This is a genomic window from Actinocrispum sp. NPDC049592 (assembly GCF_040675465.1).
GTDB lineage: Bacteria > Actinomycetota > Actinomycetes > Mycobacteriales > Pseudonocardiaceae > Kibdelosporangium.
The window spans coordinates 74,022-96,392 of sequence record NZ_JBFAPA010000016.1; the positions used below are offsets into that span (position 1 = coordinate 74,022).

Annotated in this window: 18 protein-coding genes and 1 riboswitch; of the genes, 5 read left to right on the forward strand and 13 right to left on the reverse strand. The window is 69.2% G+C overall.

The annotated features are described in order from the left end of the window. Positions 1-7: 7 nt before the first annotated feature. The 3 genes from AB0J95_RS33870 to AB0J95_RS33880 all read right to left on the reverse strand — a co-directional run bounded on the left by AB0J95_RS33870 (position 8) and on the right by AB0J95_RS33880 (position 3,475). Positions 8-796: an ABC transporter permease gene (locus AB0J95_RS33870; RefSeq protein WP_364767182.1), complete on the reverse strand. Its 789-nt coding sequence runs from the start codon at positions 794-796 to the stop codon at positions 8-10. Further along, a complete protein-coding gene (locus AB0J95_RS33875; protein ID WP_364767185.1) occupies positions 793-2,181 on the reverse strand; it encodes a DUF6801 domain-containing protein in 1,389 nt (462 codons plus the stop codon). Before AB0J95_RS33875 ends, AB0J95_RS33870 begins: the two co-directional genes overlap by 4 nt. 130 nt (positions 2,182-2,311) lie before the next feature. Beyond that, entirely contained in the window at positions 2,312-3,475 is a 1,164-nt protein-coding gene (locus AB0J95_RS33880; protein ID WP_364767187.1) for a DUF6801 domain-containing protein, read from the reverse strand. 464 nt (positions 3,476-3,939) lie between these two features. Here AB0J95_RS33880 and AB0J95_RS33885 point away from each other — a divergent pair, with 464 nt between their 5' ends. Then, positions 3,940-5,199 (forward strand): helix-turn-helix domain-containing protein, encoded by a 1,260-nt coding sequence (locus AB0J95_RS33885; protein ID WP_364767190.1) that lies wholly within the window; start codon positions 3,940-3,942, stop codon positions 5,197-5,199. Between the two features lie 31 nt (positions 5,200-5,230). On the opposite strand, the gene AB0J95_RS33890 is transcribed toward AB0J95_RS33885, so the two are convergent. Genes AB0J95_RS33890 through AB0J95_RS33900 form a run of 3 tightly spaced genes read right to left on the reverse strand, consistent with a single transcriptional unit; the run spans position 5,231 to position 7,964 of the window. Next, a complete protein-coding gene (locus AB0J95_RS33890; RefSeq protein WP_364767193.1) occupies positions 5,231-6,385 on the reverse strand; it encodes a kynureninase in 1,155 nt (384 codons plus the stop codon). Then, on the reverse strand, positions 6,382-7,170 hold the full coding sequence (locus AB0J95_RS33895; RefSeq protein WP_364767196.1) for a tryptophan 2,3-dioxygenase family protein: 789 nt from the start codon (positions 7,168-7,170) through the stop codon (positions 6,382-6,384). Before AB0J95_RS33895 ends, AB0J95_RS33890 begins: the two co-directional genes overlap by 4 nt. Beyond that, a complete protein-coding gene (locus tag AB0J95_RS33900; protein ID WP_364767198.1) occupies positions 7,167-7,964 on the reverse strand; it encodes a PaaX family transcriptional regulator C-terminal domain-containing protein in 798 nt (265 codons plus the stop codon). The genes AB0J95_RS33895 and AB0J95_RS33900 overlap by 4 nt, the downstream gene beginning before the upstream one ends. Before the next feature lie 50 nt (positions 7,965-8,014). Between AB0J95_RS33900 and AB0J95_RS33905 the strand changes: the two genes are divergently transcribed. Genes AB0J95_RS33905 through AB0J95_RS33915 form a run of 3 tightly spaced genes read left to right on the forward strand, consistent with a single transcriptional unit; the run spans position 8,015 to position 11,042 of the window. Further along, on the forward strand, positions 8,015-8,746 hold the full coding sequence (locus tag AB0J95_RS33905) for a creatininase family protein (RefSeq protein WP_364767201.1): 732 nt from the start codon (positions 8,015-8,017) through the stop codon (positions 8,744-8,746). Then, positions 8,746-10,227, forward strand: coding sequence for a benzoate-CoA ligase family protein (locus AB0J95_RS33910; protein ID WP_364767204.1), 1,482 nt, complete (start codon positions 8,746-8,748; stop codon positions 10,225-10,227). The genes AB0J95_RS33905 and AB0J95_RS33910 overlap by 1 nt, the downstream gene beginning before the upstream one ends. After that, on the forward strand, positions 10,224-11,042 hold the full coding sequence (locus tag AB0J95_RS33915) for an enoyl-CoA hydratase family protein (protein WP_364767207.1): 819 nt from the start codon (positions 10,224-10,226) through the stop codon (positions 11,040-11,042). Before AB0J95_RS33910 ends, AB0J95_RS33915 begins: the two co-directional genes overlap by 4 nt. Here the strand turns inward: AB0J95_RS33915 and AB0J95_RS33920 are convergent. The 4 genes from AB0J95_RS33920 to AB0J95_RS33935 all read right to left on the reverse strand — a co-directional run bounded on the left by AB0J95_RS33920 (position 11,039) and on the right by AB0J95_RS33935 (position 15,941). After that, positions 11,039-12,103: a hypothetical protein gene (locus AB0J95_RS33920; RefSeq protein ID WP_364767209.1), complete on the reverse strand. Its 1,065-nt coding sequence runs from the start codon at positions 12,101-12,103 to the stop codon at positions 11,039-11,041. The two genes, AB0J95_RS33915 and AB0J95_RS33920, sit on opposite strands and share 4 nt — an antisense overlap. Before the next feature lie 337 nt (positions 12,104-12,440). Next, positions 12,441-13,436: a cobalamin biosynthesis protein gene (locus AB0J95_RS33925; protein WP_364767212.1), complete on the reverse strand. Its 996-nt coding sequence runs from the start codon at positions 13,434-13,436 to the stop codon at positions 12,441-12,443. Then, positions 13,433-14,575: a precorrin-6Y C5,15-methyltransferase (decarboxylating) subunit CbiT gene (cbiT, locus tag AB0J95_RS33930; RefSeq protein WP_364767215.1), complete on the reverse strand. Its 1,143-nt coding sequence runs from the start codon at positions 14,573-14,575 to the stop codon at positions 13,433-13,435. Before cbiT ends, AB0J95_RS33925 begins: the two co-directional genes overlap by 4 nt. 37 nt (positions 14,576-14,612) lie before the next feature. Then, a complete protein-coding gene (locus tag AB0J95_RS33935; RefSeq protein WP_364767218.1) occupies positions 14,613-15,941 on the reverse strand; it encodes a cobyrinate a,c-diamide synthase in 1,329 nt (442 codons plus the stop codon). Positions 15,942-16,017: 76 nt separating this feature from the next. Here AB0J95_RS33935 and AB0J95_RS33940 point away from each other — a divergent pair, with 76 nt between their 5' ends. Beyond that, on the forward strand, positions 16,018-17,217 hold the full coding sequence (locus AB0J95_RS33940; protein WP_364767221.1) for a cytochrome P450: 1,200 nt from the start codon (positions 16,018-16,020) through the stop codon (positions 17,215-17,217). A gap of 4 nt (positions 17,218-17,221) precedes the next feature. Here the strand turns inward: AB0J95_RS33940 and cobO are convergent, their stop codons facing one another. The 3 genes from cobO to AB0J95_RS33955 form a co-directional block, all read right to left on the reverse strand. After that, a complete protein-coding gene (cobO, locus tag AB0J95_RS33945; protein WP_364767225.1) occupies positions 17,222-17,836 on the reverse strand; it encodes a cob(I)yrinic acid a,c-diamide adenosyltransferase in 615 nt (204 codons plus the stop codon). A 10-nt stretch (positions 17,837-17,846) separates the two neighbouring features. Next, complete coding sequence (locus AB0J95_RS33950) at positions 17,847-19,781, reverse strand: putative cobaltochelatase (protein ID WP_364767228.1); 1,935 nt, start codon at positions 19,779-19,781, stop codon at positions 17,847-17,849. Between the two features lie 77 nt (positions 19,782-19,858). Next, a riboswitch (cobalamin riboswitch) is annotated at positions 19,859-19,926 on the reverse strand. 50 nt (positions 19,927-19,976) lie between these two features. Next, the gene (locus tag AB0J95_RS33955; protein ID WP_364767795.1) at positions 19,977-21,977 is read right to left on the reverse strand and encodes an MMPL family transporter; all 2,001 of its coding nucleotides are present in this window, start codon (positions 21,975-21,977) and stop codon (positions 19,977-19,979) included. Positions 21,978-22,371: the final 394 nt, after the last annotated feature.

Below are 22,371 nucleotides of genomic sequence, written 5' to 3' on the forward strand. Positions count from 1 at the left end.
CCATGGCCTACAGCCCCTTCCGCGGAACGACCTGCAGGTAGATCGTGGTCAGCACGAAGTTCACGAAGAACAGCAGCAGGAACGTGATCACCACGGCCTGGTTCACCGCATCGCCAACGCCTTTGGGGCCGCCCTTGGGGTTCAGACCGCGGTAGGCGGCCACGACGCCCGCGATGAAGCCGAAGATGATCGCCTTGATCTCGCTGATCCACAGGTCCGGCAGCTGGGCCAGCGCGGAGAACGTCGCCAGGTAGGCGCCCGGCGTGCCGCCCTGCAGGATGACGTTGAAGAAGTACCCGCCGAGCACGCCGACGACGCTGACCATCCCGTTGAGCAGCACGCAGATCACGATCGCCGCGTACACCCGGGGCACCACGAGGCGGTGGATCGGGGAGACCGCGAGGGTCTCCATCGCGTCGATCTCCTCGCGGATCTTGCGCGAGCCGAGGTCCGCGCAGATCGCCGACCCGCCCGCGCCCGCGATCAGCAGGGCCGTGATGATCGGGCTGGCCTGCTGGATCACCGCGAGCACGCTGGCCGAACCGGTGAACGACTGGGCGCCGATCTGCCGGGTCAGCGACCCCAGCTGCAACGCGATCACGCCGCCGAACGGGATCGCCACCAGCGCCGCGGGCAGGATGGTCACCGACACGATGAACCAGCACTGGTGCACGAACTCGCGGAATTGGAAGGGGCGGCGGAAGGTCAGCCGGAACACGTCCAGGCCGAGCGAGCACAGCCGCCCGACCTCACGGAGCGCGTTGAGGCCGCGGGAGGACAGCCTGGGGGTGGTCACCTGCGTCCCTTCTTCGCCTGCTTCGCCGCCACCGGCGGGGCACAGGGCTGCGAGCCGTCCTCGCAGAACACGATGTCGCCGAAGTCCAGCCGGATGTGGTTGCCCGGGCCGGAGATCAGCCCGGTGAACAGCGGGTTGAGGTCCTGGCCGACACCGCAGCCGGCGAACGCCGGGATGTCGAAGTCGGCCTCCATGAACCCGGCGGGCGAGCCGAACGGGTTCCACTCCTCGGGTTTGGAGTGCAGCGCGATCCGGACCGGCTGGCTGGTATGGCATTTCGGCCCGGCGTCCAGCGGGGTGCCGTTCACGGTGACGTTGGTCATCCGCATGTCGGTGGTGGCGCCGCCAATGAACACACCATTGTCCAGAAGTCCTTGTGTGGGCGCGGTCTGGGTCACCGTGACGTCTGCCTCCGTTGGCATGAACCGGAACACGATGAACTTGCCGTGCGCGGGCGGCCAGAGCAAGTCGCCGAGCAGATTGTTACAGAGCGCGCCGCTGTTCGGGTCGGTCCAGGTGTTGAGCTGGGCGCTGAGGTAGCCGGGGCCGAAGTCGATGCCCGAACCGAGCTTCTTCACGTCGACGTGCCCGTTGAGCGGGTAGTACGTCCAGAACCCGAACGGGTCCACCGGGTCGCCGCAGAGCGGCGGGTCGTCCTGCAGCCTTGCCTTGCCCTTCTTGGGTTTCTTGTCCGGTCCGGGCTGCGGTGCCCGGCTCGACGGGGCCGGCGCCCCGGAACCCGGCTGGTCCGCGGGCTTGGCCGAGACCGGCGGCGTGACCTTCACCGTGCCGAACGCGGCATCTTGCCCCTCGGCCAACGTGCAGGTGACCTTCTTCGCGCCGGGAACGGGTTCGCCCTTGGCATCCCGCGGCAGCAACAGCGTTTCCAACGGTCCCACCGTGAACGAGGCCGTACCGGCCTTGGCGGGCTTGACCTCCGGGGTGAGTTCGGCCGGCAGGTCGAGCACGAGGTCACCCTTGTCCGGCAAGGGAGTCTTGGGGATCTCCACCATCGCGGTGGTCTTCTTGCTGACAGTGGACAGAACCCCCACCGCAGCGCTGCCTTCGAGCGTCGCGACACCGCCTTCGCGCAGCGCGCCGACCATCGCCTCGGGCAACGCGAACTTCAAAGCCGCGTCGGTGAACGTGACAGCCTGGCCCGCGGCCACCGTGTCCGGCAACTGCGCGCGGAAGTCCGCGGTGATCACCTGCTTGCCGCCCAAGGGGAACTCGCAGTCGTTCGTCAGGCTGCGAGCACTCGGCGCGGGCGGTGGCGGTGCCCCGGCGGACGTGGTCGGGTCGGCCGAACTGGCGGTGGCGACGGCCATCGAGATGCTGACGACCGCGGCCGCGATCGCCGCACCGGTCCGGACTCGTGCTGACACGGCGGCTCCAACGTCTCGGGTCCTGGTAGTCCTAATAGGACCTGTGGGCCGGTGCGGGCCACCGGGAGGTGGTCGCACCGGCCCTGTTCTCAGGTAGCGCTGCGTTAGCTGAAAAGCTTCAGGAGCTGTATCAACTAACCACGATGGTGCCGAGCGCCGGGTTCTGGCCGGGGTTCAGCGTGCAGGGGACGGAGAACGTGCCGAGGGCGGTCGGGGTGCCGTCCGCCTTCAGCGGGGTGAAGGTGCCGTTGAGCTGCTGGCCCGCGGACAGCACGATCGAGCCGGCGGCCGGGACCGCGAGGCTGGGCACCGACGGGGCGAGCGTGGCGGTCAGGTCACCGGACGCCGGGACGGCGACCGAGGGAACCGGGCCGGGGATGCCGACGGTGATGTTGGAGCCGTTGTAGGAGGCGTCCGCGTCGGCCTGCCCGCTACCGGACACGGTGGCAGCGCTGTTGGCCCGCAGGACATCCGCGACCGAGGACGGGAGGGTCGCGGCGATGCTCAGGTTGGGCTGCAGGCGCTGGTTGACCGTGCCGGTCGCCGGGATGGTGCCGGTGATGTGCCCGGGCACGTCCACGGCCCCGCTCTGCGGGAACACGCAGTTGTACACGAGGGTCTTGTCGACCGGGCCGGAGGCCGGGGTGCCCTGGTCCGGCGGGGTGACGTCGGCACCGGTGACCGGGATGGTCGCCAGGCTCAGGTCCTGCGCCGGGGTGGTCGCCTTGACCGTGCAGGGCACGTTCAGCACACCGAGAGCGGTGGGCTGGCCGTTGGCCTTGCGGGTGTCCACTTTGGCGTTGAACTGCTGACCGGCCTTGATCACCACGTTGCCGGCCTTGTAGACGATCATGCTCGGGGTCGGGCCGGAGATCTGCACCGGCATGGTGCCCGAGGCCGGCACGTTCTGCTTGGCGATCTTCAGGCCGGAGACGCCGAGGGTGAAGCTGTTGGTGAGGTGCGAGGCGTCCACGTCGGCCACCGCGGAGCCCTCGGTGGTGGCGGTCTGGAACGCACGCAGGGCGCTGACGACGTTGGCGCTCAGCGTGGCGACGATGCTCAGGTCACCGTTGACGATCCGGGCGCCGGTGGTGCCCGTGTCGGGGAAGGTGATCTGGACCGTGGCGGCCACGTCCTGCGGGCCGACCAACGGGAACGTACATCTGTAAGTGAGGTTCTTCGTAACCGATACCGCATGGGCAGTACCGACCGTGATGGTCGCTGCTGCCATGGCTGCGGTAACAACTACGGTAGCAATACGTCTCCCCGAAAATCTCAGGTCGCGTAGCTTCATTTACCTACCTCCTCATGCTCTCACCGACAGGGAGTGAGAACGCGGCTGGTGTAGGTCCGCATTGATTCGCCCCGCAGACCTACCAGCGAGTAGGTTACTTCGGTGAGACAGGGCTAACAAGACCTCGCTAAATGTCCATTTGGTGACTCCGAAAGTTGTCACGACACGACGTACAACGGTGTTGATCTTTGTTACCGCGATGCGCGCGGACCACCTCCGGAGTATTCCACCATGGGCTGATCAGCCCAAACATATCCGCCACCGGACACAAACGGGGGCGAAAGTTGTCACTGGCGTGAGTGGTCTAACGACGCTACTCCGAATGGCGTTGGCCAACCGGAGTCCCAGCTGGTGAGCCGTTGACAGCAAACCTGAGACCAAAATATAGTGCGCAAGTTATAACTTCTTGGGCGATATCAACGACGATAAGACAGGTTTCTGTTGCCGCTCAAAAGGACGACGCCGTGACCGACACGAGTGCCCGCCGCACTCCTGCCGCGCCGGCCGCGAAACTCGACGGCCTGCTGCCGCCGCCGCGGTCGCCGGGCCCGACCCAGCGCATCTGGGCGACCCTGCCGCGCGAGCTGGCCGCGCTGTTCCGTCCGCGCGCCGCCGAGGTGGCCGTCGCCGTCGTGCACGAGATCCGCAGGTCGATCCCGGAGTACGCGCGCCTGCTGGACGGCCCGTTCGGCCCGGTGGTCACGGGCGGTGTCGAGGAGGCGGTCGGGCAGTTCATCGACCGGCTCGCCGACCCCAGCGCCCCGCGCGAGGACCGCGCCAAGATCTTCCGCCACCTCGGCCGCCTTGAAGTGGCCGAAGGCCGCAGCGTGGACACCCTGCAGAGCGCCTACCGGATCGGCGCGCGGGTCGCCTGGCGGCGGATCGCCGAGCACGGCCAGGCGCTGAACCTGCCGGTGGTCACCATCTGTCAGCTCGCCGAGGCGGTGTTCGACTACATCGACGAGATCTCCGTGCTGTCGCTGGAGGGGTACGCCTCCGCGCAGGCCAGGGCGGCCGGGGCGCTGGAACGGCGGCGCAGGCGGCTGCTGGAGATGATCCTGTCCGAGCCGCCCGCCTCCCCGCAGACGCTGGCCGAACTGGCATTGTCGGCGGCCTGGACATTGCCCGAGCACATCGTGGTGGTGGCGCTGGAACGGCGCAATTCCGAATTCGAGCTGCCCACGTTCGACGAGGGTGTTCTGGACGACCTGGAAGCCGCCGAACCGTGCCTGGTGATGGCCGCGGACAGCCCGCATATGCACAGCCTGCATGAACAGCTGCCGGGCTGGCGGGTCGTGGTCGGGCCGAAGGTGCGTCTTTCCGAGGCCCGGACCTCTTTGCGGCTGGCCCGCCAGGCACTGCAGCTGGTGCACCGGGGTCTGCTGGCTGACACGCCGGTGGTCTGGAGCGGGGACCACCTTTCCACGCTGTGGCTGCTCACCGACGAGTTTCTGGCCCGGGAACTCGCGGAACGGACATTGAGCCCACTCGCGACGCTGACCGTCAAACAACGCGAACGTCTCGGTGAAACGTTGCTGGCCTGGCTGGAAACGAGTGGAAGCGCTCCGGAAATCGCCGGGCGGCTGAAAGTCCACCCGCAAACCGTTCGCTATCGTTTGCACCAGCTCGAGGCTTTGTTCGGTGATCGGTTGAATGATCCCGACGACCGCTTCCACATGGAGATCTCGCTGCGCGCGATGCGGCTGCTCGGCGACAAGAACTGACCCGTCAAGAACTGATCTCCGTTCCGAAACGTCAAAGAACAGTTTCGAACAGGTCCATTGCCTTGTGGAGCTGGTCGTCGGACAGATAGGGAGCCGGGCCGAAGCGGAGGTACTCGCCGCGGCTGTCGGTCCGGACGCCCACTTCGGCCAGACGGCGGTGCAGTCGCTGAGCGTCGGCCGTTCGCAAGGACAGGAACCCGCCGAACTCCTCGCGAGGTGCCAGGTCCCGGGTGATGCCGGGGGCGTTCAGCGCGTCGAACCTGTTGGCCAGCAAGGTGGTCTGGTGCAGGGAGACCTTGCGCAGGAACACCGGGGTCAGGCCCTGCTCCTCGAAGAAGTCGAAGACGCGGGCCGCGCGGTAGTGGCTGGTCGGGTCGTAGGTGGATCCAGCGAACCGGGCCTCACCCAAGGGATAGCCGATGGTTGCGGCGCTGTGGTCGTCGGACAGCTCGGCGAACTCCGCGTACCAGCCGGTGATCACCGGGCGCAAGGTGTCGGCGTGCGGTGGCAGGCGCAGGAAACAGTTGCCCTCGCCCAGTTGGAGGTACTTGTAGCCGCCGCCGACCACCCACGCCGCCGGGAACTCCGCCGTGGAGAACGGCATCGCGCCGAGCGCGTGATAGGCGTCCACCAGCAGTTCCGTGCCGTTCCGTTGGCACGCTTCGGCGAGAAAACCCAGACCGGGCACGATCCTGGACGTCTCGAACAACACCGCCGAGACCAGGACCGCCGCCGTGCGATCGTCGACGAGGTCGGCCATCCGGGCCGCGAGGGTGTCCGCCGGGGCGGCTGGTACCCGGACCAGCTCGATTCCCTCCTCGCCCAAGCGGGCCAACTGCCGCCGCAGGGTGTGGAACTCACCGTCCGAGGTGATCAGTCGCGGCCGCCGCCGGAGGTCCACACTGGACAGGAACCGCAGCACCAGATCGTGCGTGTTCTGCCCCAACGCCAACGCGGCGGACGGGTCGCCGAGGAACAGCCGCAAGCCGTCCCTGACCCGGTCCGCTTTGGCGAAAGCCTTGGCCCACTTGTCGTCCACGCCGTCGGCCGCGTCCTCGAAGGCCTCGGCCTGCCCTTCGAGGGCGACGTCCGGCCACGCCTGGTGCGAGTGCGCGGACAGCAGAAGTCGTTCTGCGACACGGAACTTCGAGTAGTGCGGGGCCAGGCGTGCGGACTGGTCGGTCACAGCTCGCTCCTGACCGCCCACAGGTCCGGGAAGATCGGGGTGAACAGGGTGGTCCGCAGGTAGGCCGCGCCCGCCGACCCACCGGTCCCCTTCTTGTCGCCGATGACCCGCTCGACCATCTTGACGTGCCGGTAGCGCCATTCCTGCAGGCCTTCGTCGAGGTCCACCAGCCGCTCGCAGATCTGCGCGGGCCCGGCGTCGTCCTTGTACACCTGCAGCAACGTCTTCTGCAGGTCCGGCGAGGCCTCCAGCGGCAGCGAGACATCCCGGTGCAGCCGGTCATGTGGCACCTGGTAGTCGTGCAGCACCAGATAGCTGAGGAAAGCGTCGAAAATGGACGGACGGTTCATCGCCGCCTCGATCCGTTCCCGCTGCGGGCCGGGCGGGTAGTGGTTGAACACACGGGGATCCCGGCGGCCCAGCACTGCCTCGATCTCCCGGAACTGGGCGGACTGGAACCCGCTGGAGGCGTCCAGCCGGGCCCGGAAACTGGTGAACTGGCGCGGGGTCATCGTCTCCAGCACGTCGATCTGCGCCACGATCACCTTGAGGATGGCCCGGATCCGCACCAGCGTGTGGCTCGCGTGCGCGGTCTCGCCGTTGGTCAGCGCGCGCTGCAGCTTGCCGAACTCGTGGATCAGCTGTTTGAACCACAGCTCGTAGACCTGGTGGATGATGATGAACAGCAACTCGTCGTGCTCGTCGGAGCGGGGCCGCTGCGCGGCGAGCACCTCGTCGAGGGCCAGGTAGGACGAGTACGTCAGGGCGGCGGAGTGGTCGGTCACGGCTGCATCACCTCGTCGAAGTGGCGCGTGGCCGCTGGAGCCAGCGCGGTGTAGAGATCGTGGAACAACCGCACGGCATCCGCACGGCAGGCCGGCGCCGGGACCAGCCCGGCGGGCAGCTCCGGGTCCAGGAACGGGAACTGGCGGAAAGTGTGGGTCATCCTGGTCCGCAGCACCAGCGCGGCCCGGTCGGTCAGGCCGGCGAGATCACGCCCGCCGTACTCCTGGACGAACACGCGGTAACGGTCGCCGAGCTCGTCGAGGTCCCAGACCCGGCCGACGAACGAGCGGAAGTCCAGCGAGGCCGCCGGGCTGCCGAGCAGCAGGCCCGCGTGCTGGCTGACGCCGTGTTCTCTCAGCAACGCGGTCACCTCGCGTTCCCGGTCGTGCGGGGCGATCCAGGTCCCGTCCTGGACCGGGCCGAAGCCGAGGAACCGCAGCCGCCGGACCAGCCGGGTGCGGGCCACCTTGCGTTCCTCCGGGATGGCGTGCCACAGCACCGTCCACTGTGGAACTTCGGGGACGTCCCGGCCGAGGCTGAAGATCCGCCGGTCGCCCTCCTCGAACACGGCCGCGCTGCGCGGGGTGATCGTGTAGTGCACCAGCCGGCCGTCCTTCACCCGGTCGAGCAGGTTGCGCTGGACCAGGCGAGTCAGCGCGACCCGGGCCGCTCCGGTGGAGAACCCGAACTCGGCGAGCAGGTCGACCAGGCCGCCGGACCAGACCTGCCGGTCGCGCGGGTTCAGGTGCGCGCCCAGCAGCGTCATCACCAGGTCCTGGGGTGCCTCGGCCATGCCGCGAGCATAGTTGACTGTTCAGCGGGGTCAACCGTAAAGTTTCCCGGGTGCTCTCCTTCGCCGAGCTGACGTCGCCGCAGGTCGCGGCGCTGCTGACCGGGCCGCGACGGCCCGTGCTGCTGCTTCCGGTCGGCGCGATCGAGCCTCACGGCCCGCATGCGCCGCTGGGCACCGACCCGCTGATCTCGGTCGAGGTCTGCGAACGGGCCGTCCGCCGCCTCGCGTCCCACCCCACCGTGCGGGCGCTGGTCCTGCCACCGCTGCCCTACGGCGTCACCCGATATGCCAGCGCTTTCCCGGGCGCCGTGCATGTGAGTGAGGAGACGCTGTACGCGATCGTGGTCGACGTGTGCTCGTCGCTGATCAAACAGGGGTTCGTCGACATCATCGTGGTGAACAACCACTTCGAGCCCGAGCACGTGGCGACCCTGCGCCGGGCCACGACCTTCCTGAACGTCGGCTACCTGGACCTGGTGCGGCGCCGCAACGCCGCCCGGCTGACCCCGGAGTTCCAGAGCGGGTCATGTCACGCGGGTCAGTACGAGACCTCGCTGGTGCTGGCCGCCCGGCCGGATCTGGTGGACCAGCAGCAGATGGCCGCGTTGCCGCCGTTCACGGTGGACATGCCGGCCGCGATGTCCGCCGGGCACAAGGACTTCCTCGAGATGGGGATGGACAAGGCCTACTGCGGCTCGCCCGCGTCGGCGACCGCGGCCGAGGGTGAGCAGACGTACGAGACGTTGGCGGACATGGTCCTGGAGCTGATCGAGGAGATCTGATGCGCTACGAGGACATCCCGCGGTCGTTCAACCTCGCCACCCAGTTCGTCGACCGCAACCCGCCCTCCCGCACGGCTTTGCTGACGTCGTCCGGCCCGGTCACCTATGGGGCTTTGGCTTCGTTGGTGAACCAGGCGGGGAACGCGTTGCTGGCGTTGGGTGTTCAGCGCGGTGACCGGGTGTTGATCGCGATGAACGACAGCGTGGAGTTCGTCGCCGTCTGGTATGGGGCGCAGAAGATCGGCGCTGTCACCGCTGAGGTCTACACGTACCTTCAAGTCAAGGACTACAAGTACTTCGTGGACTACGTGTCGCCGCGGGTCGTGCTCGCCGATGAGTCCACAGCGGACAAACTGCGTTCGGCCGGTGCCGAGAACCTTGTCGTGGTGGACTCTTCGTTCTTCTCGGGGTCCGATGTGCTTGCGGCCGCGCCGACCTCCAAGGACGACGTGGCCATCTGGAAGTTCACCACAGGCAGCACGGGCGCACCCAAGGCGTGTGTGCTCACCGCGCGCAGCCCTCTCTTGAGCTTTTCCTGGTACGCCCAGGGCGTGTTGGACATCCAGCCGGATGATGTTGTTCTGCCGGTTCCCAAGCTGTTCTTCGGGTATGCGCGGGATCTGACCGCTTTGTTCCCGTTCGGGGTTGGTGCCGCGGGGATCGTGTTCGCCGAACGCAGTACGCCGGAGAAGCTGTTCGAGCTGATCGCCCGGTACCGGCCGACGATCCTGGTCAACGTGCCCACGATGATGAGCGCGATGGTCGCCCATCCGGAAGCGTCCGAACAGGACTTCAGCTCGCTGCGGCTGTGCACCTCCGCGGGCGAGGCCCTGCCCGCTTCCTTGCACGCGCGGTGGATGGACACGTTCGGCGTCGAGGTCGTGGACGGGATCGGGTCGTCCGAGGCGTACCACATCTACCTGTCCAACCGGCCGGGCCAGGCCAAACGCGGCAGCTTGGGCCAGGTCGTCCCGGGGTACCGGGCCCGGGTGGTCGACCTGGACGGCGCGCCGGTCCCGGACGGCGAGGTGGGCCGGCTGGAGATCGTCGGCGAAACCATTGCGCTGGAGTACTTCCAGGCTCCGGAGAAGTCCGCTGAGACGTTCCCCGCCCCGCACACGGTGGTGTCCGGCGACCTGGTGACCCGCGATGCGGACGGGTTCTTCTACTACCAGGGCCGGGCCGACGACCTGCTCAAGGTCGGCGGCGTCTGGGTGGCGCCCGCGGAGATCGAGAACTGCCTGCTGGCGCATCCGTCCGTTGTGGAGTGTGCGGTCGTGGGCTATCAGGAGGACGGGCTGACCCGGCCGCGCGCGTTCGTGGTGTCGTCGGGTTCCGTCGAAGCATCGGAACTGCAGGACTTCGTCCGCTCGAAGCTCGCCCCGCACAAGTACCCTCGGGACGTGCGGTTCGTCGACGCGCTGCCGAAGACCGCTTCGGGCAAGCTGGATCGCAAGGCGCTCAAAGGAGAAGACGCGTGACCTTCCGGGCCTCCGCCGGTTTCACCTCGGACTGGCAGCATTTCGGCTTCACCGTCGCGGACGGGGTCGCCACCGTGACCTTTTCCCGGCCGGACAAGCTGAACGCGCTCACCTTCGACAGCTACGCGGACCTGCGGGACCTGCTCGCCGAGCTGCCGCACCGCGGTGACGCGCGCGTTTTGGTGATCACCGGTGAGGGCCGCGGGTTCTGCTCGGGCGGCGACGTCCAGGAGATCATCGGCGAGCTGCAGAAGATGGAACCGGCGCAGCTGCTGGAGTTCACCCGGATGACCGGCGCGGTGGTCAAGGCGATCCGCGAGTGCCCGCTGCCGGTGATCGCCGCCGTGAACGGGATCGCCGCGGGCGCGGGCTCGGTCATCGCCCTCGCCAGCGACTTCCGGCTGCTGGCCCGTTCGGCCGCGTTCGCGTTCCTGTTCACCAAGGTCGGCCTCGCGGGCGCGGACATGGGTTCGGCGTACCTGTTGCCGCGCCTCATCGGTCTGGGCCGCGCCACCGAGTTGTTGCTGCTGGGCGACAAAATCGACTCGGCCAAGGCCGAATCCATCGGCCTGGCCACCAAGGTCGTCGACGACCTCCCCGCCGAGGCCGCCGCCCTGGCCCATCGCCTCGCCGACGGGCCCGCCCTCGCCTACTCCACCACCAAAGTCCTGCTCACCCGCGAACTCGACATGGACCTCGGCTCGGCCATCGAACTCGAGGCCATCACCCAGGCCCTGCTGATGAAGAGCAACGACCACGCCGAGTTCTACGCGGCCTGGTCCGAAGGCCGCAGCCCCCGCTGGACCGGTCGCTAGTGCAGCTTGGGGTGGCGGACGAACTTCGCCGCGGCGGCGATGGGATGTCCCGGTAGGCCAACGGCCCGGGTGTCCTCCAGCATCGGGGTTCCGTTGATCCAGATCAGGCCGGTCTCGACGATGTTGGCGACCAGCTCGGCCGGCGCGATCTTGATCACGGCCGGGAGTTCGGTCCCGTCCGGGAGGGTGATGGTCACGCCGAGGGCGCCGGTGGGTTTGGGGTCGCCGGTCCAGGTGTTCGTCCGGGCCTGGAAGGACTGCCAGCGGCCGTCTTTGAACAGCGCCGGCAGCCTGAGCGTCGGCGCCAGCCGGACGAAGCCGGAGATCACGATGAGGCCGATGAACACCCCGTAGGCGATTCGAAGACTGTGCGTGGGCCCACCCCAGGTGATCGCCGCGGCGGCGAACACGAGCAGCGCCGCGAGCTGAGCCCCCTGGATCGCCGCGAGCCGCCGGGCATAGGCCAACGGCAGCGCGTCGTCGGCGACGAGCATCGAGGCGGGCGGTGGCGGTTCGGGCGTCCGCGGCGCCGGTGCCTCGGTGATCACCTTCGCGTGCAACGGAACCGGCAGTCCATTGGCGAACACGAACGCGATGCCGCGCTCATCCGGGCCGGCCAGCCAGACCTCGCCGGTGCGGGCGATGACCGCGCGCACGGTGGGGTGCACCGAACCGACTCGCACGCGCGACTGACCACCGTCGAGCGACAGCACGACGTTCTGGCCCTTCCACGTGATCACCTCGGCCGTCACCCGTCGCGCAGTCACCACGCCGAGAATCGTCCGGGCCGCCCCCATCCACCGGCCCCAGCGCAGCTGGAACAGCACCAGCCGCCCCAGCGTGAACAACGCGAACACCAGCAGCCCCACCCCGGCGCCGTACCACGGATCACCCGGCAGCAGCACGAAAACCGCGAGCACCACCTGGCTCACCACACCGCTGATGAGCATGCGCCGCGTCCAGGCCAGGCTCCGCAGCCGCAAGTCCACCGCCGTGTCGAAGTCCACCGCCCGATCGCCCGGCGGTGTCCACACCGGCAAGGACTTCAGGGTGTCATCCACCTCGACCGCCCCTTTCTCTGTTGATGCCCCGGTCACCGGGGCAGAAACCACGACCAGATCGACCGGGGCCAGACGGATGACGGCCGGGAGTTCGCCGCCATCGGCGACGGTGAGGGGTCACGCCGAGGTCGCGCCGGTCAGCCGCGGGCCGCCCTGCCAAGTGCGTACGGTGGAGATTGCGCACGTGCAGCGCCACCGCGCGGTCGGTGTCGACCCCTTGGCGCGTGGATGGCGTCCACACTGGAACGGACAGAACAGCCTTATCCACCCGAATCCCCCAGTACTCAGACGGGTGTGCCCCATCCCCCAGGATGGGATCGCAGCCCGCGCCGGGATGTTACTCGGGTGGCAGGATTCGGGCGGCGGCGACGGTCACGGTGGCAGTGCTGGTCTTCGGCGCGGCCAGCTCCACGCGGGAACCGAGCTCGCGGGCCGTGAAGAGGGCCGCGGCCTCCGCGACGCTGGGCGTTCCCACCTCCGCGGCAACGGAATCGGCCGGATGAGGGACGTCCACTGTGGCCAGTTCGGCGGCGGTGTGGAAGGCCAGCGGTGGTACGCAGCCGTCGCCCTCGCCGTGCCAGAAGGCCCAGTCCTCCAGGCCGGCCTCGATGCCGCGCTCGCCCGCCTTGGCCTCGATGGTGGCGAACGACCGCACCGCGCGCGGGTCGAGATCGTGCTCGGACTCCAGCAGCCCCAAGGCCTCGCTCACGGCTTCGGCGGTGACGCCACGGGTCGAGCCGACGCCGACCACGAGGGTCCGCGGGATCAGCCGCAACAGCTTGCCGCGCGGGCGAACCAGGGGCAGCCGGTCGTCGATCAGGACCGTCCACTCCGTCCCGTAGTTGTCCGGCTGGAGGTTGCCCGGCAGGTCCGGCAGGACGAACCCGAGCGGGTTCAGCAGCCGCACCGGATCGCCGTTGAGCACAGCGGCGCTGCACTCGGCGAGATCGCCATCGACGGCGGTCTCCAGGGACTGCACCAGTTCGTCCACAGGGGACGATCCGAGGTAGTCCGAGGTGGGCACCACGACGACGTCGATCGCCTCCGCGATGGCCGCGGCGAGCACGTTCCCGCCGGAGTTCAACGCGACCGCGTACCCGCCGTGCACGCACACCAGCGCCGGGTTGGGCCGTCCGCTCTCCAGAAGGGGCGCCACCAAACGGATCCCGGCGCCGACGCCGACGAAGAACACCGCCGCGCCCAGTTGCGGCCACATCCGGGTGAGCGCCGAGCGGGCCGGCCCCTCGACGAGCACCGCGTCCGAGCCCAGCCCGGAGGCGACCTGACCGGCGAGCCGGCGGCCCGGGTCGGTCAGCGCGAACAAGCCGATCACTTCTCACCCCAGAGCACGGTCACCGGGTCGACCGCGGCCAGCCGGGTCGTGCCGTCGGCGAACTCGTCCAGCCGGGCCGCGGCGACCTGGGTCCCGGCGACCTTGTAGTCCGCCTTGCGCATGGCGTCCATCGAGATCGCCACCGAGTCGATCGACGACACGGCGACCACCATCCTTGGCGCGCCAACGGAATGACACGCCCGGATGGCCGTCTCACCGCCCCCGCCGATGAAGATCGCGTCCGGCTTGGGCAGCGTGCTGATCGCGGCGAGCAGCTCGGCCTCCACCACCCGGACGTCCACGTCGAACTTGCTGACGTTGGCCATGATCCGCAGGCACTGCATCGGATCCCGTTCCACCGCGAGCACAGCAGCGCCCAGCCGGGCGCACTCCACCGCGACCGCACCGGATCCGGCGCCCACATCCCAGATCAACGTGCCCGGCGCGGGAGCGAGCCGAGCCAGCGCGACCGCCCGCACCTCGGCCGTGGTCACCAAACCGTCGCGCGAGGCGAACTCGTCCTCCGGCAACGCCCAGCCACCGCTCAACGGCTGCGCACCGGCGATCCAGCCCCGCGGCGGCAGCTTGTCCAGCTCCGCCAGGCAAAGCACCACCCACGGCTCCGGCCAGGTCCGGTTGGCCGCGTCCACGAGGTCCACAGTGGACACTTCACCGTCCGGCCCGGCCACCACCAGGGTCCGCCGCCAGCCGCCCAAAGCGACCGCCAGCTCCGCCGGGTTCGCCCCGAGCACGGCCACCGCGCCACGCGCCCGGCAGACGTTCACGGCCTGGTTGAAGTCCGTGCCCTGCACGACGGACACGTCGTCCGACGGCCGCCCCAGCGCCGCGAACATCCGTTGCAGCAACGACACCGCGGGCAGGACGACCAGGCGGAGGCTTTTCTCCCGCAGCGTCCGGATGATCCCGAAGAACGTGGGGTCGCCGTCGGCCAGCACGACCGCGTTCACCGCGGAGGTCACCTCGGCCAGGCCGCGCTCCAGCTCCAGCATCGGCGTGTCCGAGGGGGCGTGCGCGTCCAGCAACCGCTGGGGACCGATGACCAGGTCAGCCGCTGTCAACGCGTTGGACGCGCCCTCGGGCAGGGTCTTGCCATCCACCCCGACAACAGTCACCGTCATGGCCCACCTCACTCCCGGTAGGCCCCTACCCTGCCACCTATGCGCACGACCGCACGAACCGGGCTATCGCGGCCGGGTTCGCGGCGGGGTGAGTGTGCAGGTAGGACGCGTGGACACGGCCATGCACGAACCCCTCACGCACTGCATCCCCGGCCCGGTCCCGCCAGATCCACGCCGGCTGTTCACCCTGGCCTGGGCGCACGACGGTCCGGTGGAACTCGTGCCCGGTCCACCGCGTTCCCGCCCCGCACAGCACCGAATCGCCGGGCGCGACGGCATCGCGGTAGCCGAGCGACAGGGTCGGCGTCATCTCCGCCGTGGCGTGCAGCACCCCGCACATCGGATGCCCGTCCAGGCTCTTGACCAGGAACAACAACCCGCCGCACTCGGCGTGCACCGGCCCGTCGAACGCCGCCACCGCCGCCCGCAGCGAGGCGTTCTCGGACAGCCCCACCGCGTGCTGCTCGGGAAATCCGCCGGGCAGCACCAAACCCTGAGTTCCCTCGGGCAATGCCTTGTCGTGCAACGGGTCGAACACCGCGACCTCGGCACCGGCAGCCGCCAGGATCTCGGGGTGCTCGGCGTAACCGAACGTGAACGCGGCCCCGCCGGCGACCGCGATCACCGGCCGTCCCACCGGTTCCACGTCCGGCTGCCACGGCTGAGCGTCCAGTGGTCCGGCCTGCTGCGCCAACGCGACGACCGCGTCCAGGTCCACCCCACCCGCCACCAAATGCGCCATGGAGTCGATCGCGCGGATGGCTTCGGGCCCGTGCTCCGCGGCGGTCACCAACCCCAGATGCCGGGACGGCACCGCGAGCGCGTCCGCCCGCCGCAACGCCCCCAGCAGCGGCAACCCGACCTCCTCGCACGCCTGCGTCAGGATCTCCGCGTGATACGTCGACCCGACGCGGTTGGCGATCACCCCGGCCAGCCGCACCTCGGGGTCGAACACCCGGAACCCGTGCACCAGCGCCGCCATGCTCCGCGCCTGCCCCCACGCGTCCACCACAAGCACCACCGGCGCCTGCAGCAACTTCGCCAGGTGCGCGGTCGAGCCGAAGTCCGAGGTGGGGTGCCGGCCGTCGAACATGCCCATCACACCCTCGATCACCGCGATGTCCGCGCCCTCGGCACCGCGTGCGAACAGCGGCGCGACCTGGTGTTCCCCGACCAGCACGGGATCCAGGTTGCGGCCGGGCCGTCCGGCGGCGAGCGTGTGGTAGCCGGGGTCGATGTAGTCCGGGCCGACCTTGAACGGCGCGACCCTGGTACCCCGCCGGGTCAGGGCCGCCATCAGCCCGGTTGCCACCGTCGTCTTGCCGGTACCGGAAGCGGGAGCAGCGATCACCAGACGAGCAGTCACGTCTGGTGATACTAGGTGGCGACAAAATGTAGTCGGATGATCACACAGCGACCCGGTCGGCGAGGACACTGGTCGTATGGGGAATCCGACCACCACCATTCCGTCCTACGACCTGCGTGACGAGCAGGACTCGGCCGAGTACCTGCTCGAGATCGCCGCCGAGGCACCGTTGAGCCGGGTCCCGGCGCTGGGCGCCTACCTGGTCACCGGCTACGACACCGTCCTGGCCGCACTGCGCGACGGCGGTCTGCGGGCCGCCAACGCCACCCAGGGGTTCGAACAGCTCACCGAGGCCGAGCAGGCGGAGCTGCGGCCGCTGCGCACCTCGATCGACATGTGGATGGGCCACACCACCGCCGAGGGCCACCACCGGTTCCAGAAGCTGCTCAAGCGCTACTTCACCCCGGCCACCGTGAACGGGCTGCGGCCCCGGGTCCGGGAGCTGACCGGCGAGTTGCTCGACGCCCTCGACGGCCGGATGGACGTCGTCCGGGATCTCGCCTACCCGTTGCCCGCCAACATCATCGCCGACATGTTCGGCATGCCGGCCGCCGACCGGCACAAGCTGCGGGAATGGTCGCGGCAGATCGCCGCGGTGTTCCAGAACGCCACCGCCGAACGGCTGCGGGCCAGCCAGGTCAGCGTGCTGGAGATGCAGGACTACCTGCGCGGGATCGTCGCCGACCGGCGGGCGCGGCCGCGTGCGGACCTGATCACCATGTTCACCGTGGCCGAGCGGGAGGGCGTGGTGAACGAGGACGAGATCGTCGCCAACTGCGTGCTGCTGCTGTTCGCCGGGCACGAGACCACGGCCAACCTGATCGCGCACGGGCTCAACCTGTTGCTGGACAACCCGGACCAGCTGGAGCTGCTCAAGTCCCGGCCAGAGCTGACCCAGTCCGCCGTCGAGGAGATGCTGCGGTTCGACGGCCCGGTCACCACGGTGGTGCGGGAGACCGTCGAGCCGGTCACGATCGCCGGGCACGACCTGCCGGTCGGCGAGCACGTGTTCCTCGCGTTGTACACCGGCAACCACGATCCGGCCGTGTTCCCGCAGCCGCGGCGGTTCGACATCACCCGGGAGAACAACCGGCACCTGGCCTTCGGCATGGGCTCGTACTACTGCCTGGGCGCCGCGCTCGCCCGGGTCGAGTCGCACGAGTGCTTCAGGATCCTGCTCGACCGGTTCCCGGGCATCCACCGGGGCGGGGCGGCGGACCTGACCGTGATCCGCCCCTTCGGCCACCGCCTCGACTCACTGCCGGTCGAGTTCTAGCAGCTCACCACTCGATGCCGCGCTGGCCTTTCTGGCCCGCGTCCATCGGGTGTTTGACCTTGGTCATGGTCACGACGAGGTCCGCGGCGTCGATCAGGGCCTGCGGCGCGTGCCGTCCGGTGATCACCACGTGCTGGTGACCCGGGCGGCCGGCCAGGGTGGACACCACCTCGTCCACGTCGACCCAGCCCCAGTGCAGCGGATAGGTGAACTCGTCCAGCACGTACAGGCCATGGCGTTCGTCGGCCAGCCGCCGGGCGATCTCCCGCCAGCCCTCCAACGCAGCCGCCGCGTGGTCCTCCTCGGTGCCCTGCTTGCGGCTCCAGGACCAGCCTTCGCCCATCTTGTGCCACTCCACCGGCGCGCCCTCGCCGGTCTCGTCGTGCAACCGGCCCAGCGCACGGAAAGCGTTCTCCTCGCCCACCTTCCACTTGGCCGACTTGACGAACTGGAACACGCCGATCGGCCAGCCCTGGTTCCAGCCACGCAGGGCCAGCCCGAACGCGGCGGTGGACTTGCCCTTCATCTCACCGGTGTGCAGCATGACCAGCGGGCGGTTGCGGCGCTGCCGGGTGGTCAGGCCGTCCTCCGGCACGACAGCGGGTTTTCCTTGCGGCACTTGGCTCTCCTCACGCGGCTCGGGCGGCTCGGACGACTCCGGTGACCTGGTCGGCGGACAGCTCGGCCAGCCGGATGCTCGTCCCGCCGATCGCCTCGGCGAGCCGGGGCGCCAGGCCGAGCCGGACCGGGCCCTGCTCACAGTCCACGACGATGGTCGCGATCCCGTCCGCCGCAAGCAGTCCGGCCGCGCGCATGGCGTCCTCGAACGGGTCGCGCCCGCCCGCGGTCTGGGTCGCGCGGCCATCGGTCAGCAGGACCAGCAAAGGCCGTCGGCGCGGGTCGCGAAGTCGTTCCGCGGCAAGCACTCGGCGCACCCGCAGCAGCCCGTCCGCGAGCGGAGTCCGGCCGCCGGTGCGCAACCGTTTCAGCCTTGCGGCGGCAGCGTCCACAGAGGACGTTGGCGGCAAGGTCACTTCGGCAGCGGTGCCACGGAAGGTGACCACGCCGACCTTGTCCCTGCGCTGATAGGCATCCCGCAGCAGCGAAAGCACCGCGCCGGTCACAGCGGACATCCGCTTGCGGGCGGCCATCGAGCCGGAAGCGTCCACACAGAACAGAACGAGGTTGCTTTCCTTGCCCTCACGAACCGCCAGCCTGAGGTCGCCCGCCTTCAACAGGAGCCCGGCGCCCTCACGGCCACGCGCCGCTTGGTAAGGCGCGGCAGCGGACATGGTCCCAACGAGGTGCAGGCCGTTACCGTCCACAGTAGACGCTCGAACCGTGTAGCCGTTGCGGGCGGTGGCGCGGGATCGCCGTCCGGGCGCGCCTTCACCGATCCCGGGAACCTGCAACAGCCGCGCCCGGAACGCGGGCGAAGGCGGGACGGGAGGCTGTTCGCCGCCACCGTTCCCTGACGACGACGGCGGTGAGGTGCCCTCGGGCAGCTGACCACCGCCGTCATCCGGACCATCCGGATCAGGGTCAGGCTCGGGCTCGTCGGCCTGCTCGGCGGCGTCCCGCATGGCGTCCTGCAGCTGCTGCTCGTCGATTCCGGGTTCGTCAAAGGGATCGCGGCGACGGCGGTGCGGCAGCGCCAGCCGGACCGCGACCTCGACGTCCGCCTCCTCGACCGTGTCCGCACCCCGCCAGGCCGCGTGCGCCACCGCGGTTCGCGCGACGACAAGGTCCGCGCGCATTCCGTCGACCTCGAAAGCCGCACACACAGCGGCGATCCGGCGCACCTCGCTGTCCGGCAACGACACCTTCGGCAACTGCGCCCGCGCCGCCACAATCTGTTCAGCCAGCTCAGCGTCCTTGGCGGCCCAGGCCGAGGCGAACCCGGCCGGGTCGGCCTCGAACGCCAGCCGCCGCCGGATGACCTCGGTACGCACGGCCACATCGCGCGACGAGAGCACGTGCACGGTCAGGCCGAACCGGTCGAGCAGCTGCGGCCGCAGCTCGCCCTCCTCCGGGTTCATCGTGCCGACCAGCAGGAAGCTCGCCGCGTGCGAGACCGACACGCCCTCCCGTTCGACATGCGCGCGGCCCATCGCGGCCGCGTCGAGCAGCAGGTCGACGAGGTGGTCGTGCAGCAGGTTCACCTCATCGACGTACAGGACGCCACGGTGCGCAGCCGCCAGCAGACCCGGCTGGTATGCACGCACACCTTCGGTGAGAGCTTTCTCCAGATCGAGTGACCCGACCAGCCGGTCCTCGGTCGCCCCCACCGGCAGTTCGACCAGCCGCGCGGGCCGGGTGCCGGTGCCGGTGTGCGGCGCGTCCGGGCAGTTCGGATCCGGGTTGGCCGGGTCGCAGGCGAACCGGCAGCCGGGCACGACGTTCACCGCGGGCAACAGGGCGGCGAGGGCCCGCACGATGGTCGACTTCGCGGTGCCCTTCTCCCCCCGGACCAGCACTCCCCCGATCCCCGGATGGACCGCGTTGAGCAACAGGGCCATCCGCAGATCGTCATGACCGACAACGGCAGAGAACGGGAAGAGCATCCGCCAGGTCCTTCCCCGGGTGTCCGCGCCCGAAGTCGACGTCCGGGCGCGCGGGAGCGGGCCCGAAGCGAGGAGCGGAGTGTCTGGCTCCCGGCATCAGCCGGTCACAGTGGCGGGACCGCACCGGAGTCGCACCGGTTTCCTCCCACACCCTCGCCTCAGGCATCGTCGCATCCCGCGCGCCCATCGACCAAACTAGGCGCGGCCCTTCGCCAGCTTGCTCGGCCACCAGATCTTGCGGCCGATCTGCAGGGTCAGCGCCGGGACGAGCAGCGACCGGACGATCAGGGTGTCCATCAACACACCGAACGCCACCAGGAAGGCCATCTGCACCAGGAACACCATCGGCAGCAGGGCCAGCGCCCCGAACGTGGCCGCCAGGACCACCCCCGCCGAGGTGATCACGCCTCCGGTCACCGCCAGGCCCTTGAGCGTGCCCTGCCTGGTGCCCAGTTTCTGGGCCTCCTCGCGGACCCGGGTCATCAGGAAGATGTTGTAGTCGATGCCCAGGGCGACCAGGAACACGAACGCGAACATCGGCAGGCTCGGGTCGGAGTTGGCGAACCCGAAGATGTGCTCGAACACCAGGGCGCCGACCCCGAGCGTGGCGCCGTACGAGATGGCCACGGTGAGCGTGAGCAGCACGGGCGCGACCAGCGACCGCAACAGCAGGGCCAGGACCAGCAGGATCACCACGAGCACCACCGGGATGATCACCTGGAGGTCGCGGACGGACGTGTCATGTGTGTCCAGCCACGCCGCCGTCGCCCCGCCGACCAGCGCGTCAGCGCCCGGGATGCCGTGCACGGACGTGCGCAGACGTTGGACGGTGGTCTGGGCGGCGGTCGACGACGGATCGTCGTCCAGGGTCGCGTCCACCACCTGCAGGCCGTTCACGATCTTGGGCTGGACCTCGACGGAGGCCACCCCGGGCACGGTCCGGGCGGCGTCGGCGACCCGGCCCGCATAGTCCGACTTGGTGATGATCGTGGTCGGTGTGCCGGTGCCGGCCGGGTAGTGCTTGGCGAACGCCTCCATCCCGCGCACCGACTCGGTCTTGCTGGTGAACGCGTCGGAGAACTGCAGGCCATCGGCCTTGAACTGGGGCAGGAACGCGAGGCAGCCGAGCAGCACGACGGCGGTCCCGGCGCCGACCAGGCGCGGCTTGTTGCCGACCAGCGTGGCCACGCGCGCCCAGATGCCCTTGGACTCGCTGCCGACCGTGCCCTCCTTGGGGCGGAACGGCCAGAACGCGCCCCGGCCGAGCAGAACCAGCATCGCGGGCAGGAAGGTCAGCGCGGTGAGCAGGGACGCCAGGATGCCGATGGCGGCGACCGGGCCGAGGCTCTTGTTGCTGTTCAGGTCGGACAGCAACAGGCACAGCAGACCCAGGATCACCGTTCCGCCCGAGGCGACAAGCGGTTCGACGCACGCGCGGAGGCTCTTGCGCATGGCCTCGTACTTGCTGGCGTTGAGCCGGAGTTCCTCGCGGTAACGGGAGACGAGCAGCAGCGCGTAGTCGGTGGCCGCGCCGAGCACGAGGACCATCAGGATGCCCTGACTCTGCCCGTTCAACGTCAGCACGCCGGCCTTGGTCAGGAAGTAGACCGCCATCGACGCGGTGATCAGCGCGAACCCGCCGGACATCAGCACGACGAGCGGCAGCAGCGGACTGCGGTAGATCAGGATCAGAATGCCGACGACCACCGCGATCGCCACCCACAGCAGCATTCCGTCGATGTCGTCGAACGCTTCCGAGAAGTCGGCGGAGATCCCGGCCTCACCGGTGACGAACACGGTGAGCCCACTGGGGACACCGGCCTTGGTGATCTCCCTGAGCTTGTTGGTCGCGCCGGGCACCTGGTCGTGCAGCTCCTCCGGGAACGCCACGAGAACCTGCGCGGCCTTGCCGTCCTGGGCCGGGATGACCGGTGACACACGGTCGGCGAGGCTGACGTTCTGCTGCCCGATCGTCATGTCCTTGACCTCGGCCAGCCGGCCGGCGATGAACTGCCGGTCCGCGTCGGTGACGCCGGTCTCCCGCTCGAACAACAGGATCCCGGCGATGTCCTCGCGCTCGGCGAACCCCTTGACCAGCTCGTCGACCTTGGTGGCCTCCGCGGACTTCGGCAGGAACGCGGAGTTGGAGTTCTCCATGACCTCGCTGAGCTTGCTCTGGTACGGGCTGCCCACCATGGCGAACACCAACCAGCCGACCACCAGCAACGCGGGTAAGAGCCACCGTGAACGTCTTGTGCTCGTCTTCGGGCCGGGTGGCGGCGGCGGAAGCGGGCGTGCGGTATCGACAGGCGTGGCCATGACGGCTCCCCCTACTTGGACTGGATCTGTGCACACAACGGGATCGCCGGCGATCCCCCTCGCGCAGAAGTGTGTCGAACCCCGCCGATCCCAGGCATCCGGATGATCCCTGAATATCCCCGATGTTTTCCCCTACGACTGTCCATCAGACGCAGTAGGGAGAAAGCCTGCAACCGCGGTATGGACAACTTGGACGAAGCAGCCTTCACCTCGATGGTGCAGCACCATCACCGCGAGTCGCACATCCACTGCTACGGGTTGTTGGAGAGCT

What these genes read in the sequence shown, in the direction of transcription:
- AB0J95_RS33880 (WP_364767187.1), bottom strand. Translation starts at nt 3,475, where the DNA reads ATGAAGCTACGCGACCTGAGATTTTCGGGGAGACGTATTGCTACCGTA.
- AB0J95_RS33940 (WP_364767221.1), top strand. Translation starts at nt 16,018, where the DNA reads ATGGGGAATCCGACCACCACCATTCCGTCCTACGACCTGCGTGACGAG.
- AB0J95_RS33900 (WP_364767198.1), bottom strand. Translation starts at nt 7,964, where the DNA reads ATGGCCGAGGCACCCCAGGACCTGGTGATGACGCTGCTGGGCGCGCAC.
- AB0J95_RS33910 (WP_364767204.1), top strand. Translation starts at nt 8,746, where the DNA reads ATGCGCTACGAGGACATCCCGCGGTCGTTCAACCTCGCCACCCAGTTC.
- AB0J95_RS33950 (WP_364767228.1), bottom strand. Translation starts at nt 19,781, where the DNA reads ATGCTCTTCCCGTTCTCTGCCGTTGTCGGTCATGACGATCTGCGGATG.
- AB0J95_RS33955 (WP_364767795.1), bottom strand. Translation starts at nt 21,977, where the DNA reads ATGGTGGGCAGCCCGTACCAGAGCAAGCTCAGCGAGGTCATGGAGAAC.
- cbiT (WP_364767215.1), bottom strand. Translation starts at nt 14,575, where the DNA reads ATGACGGTGACTGTTGTCGGGGTGGATGGCAAGACCCTGCCCGAGGGC.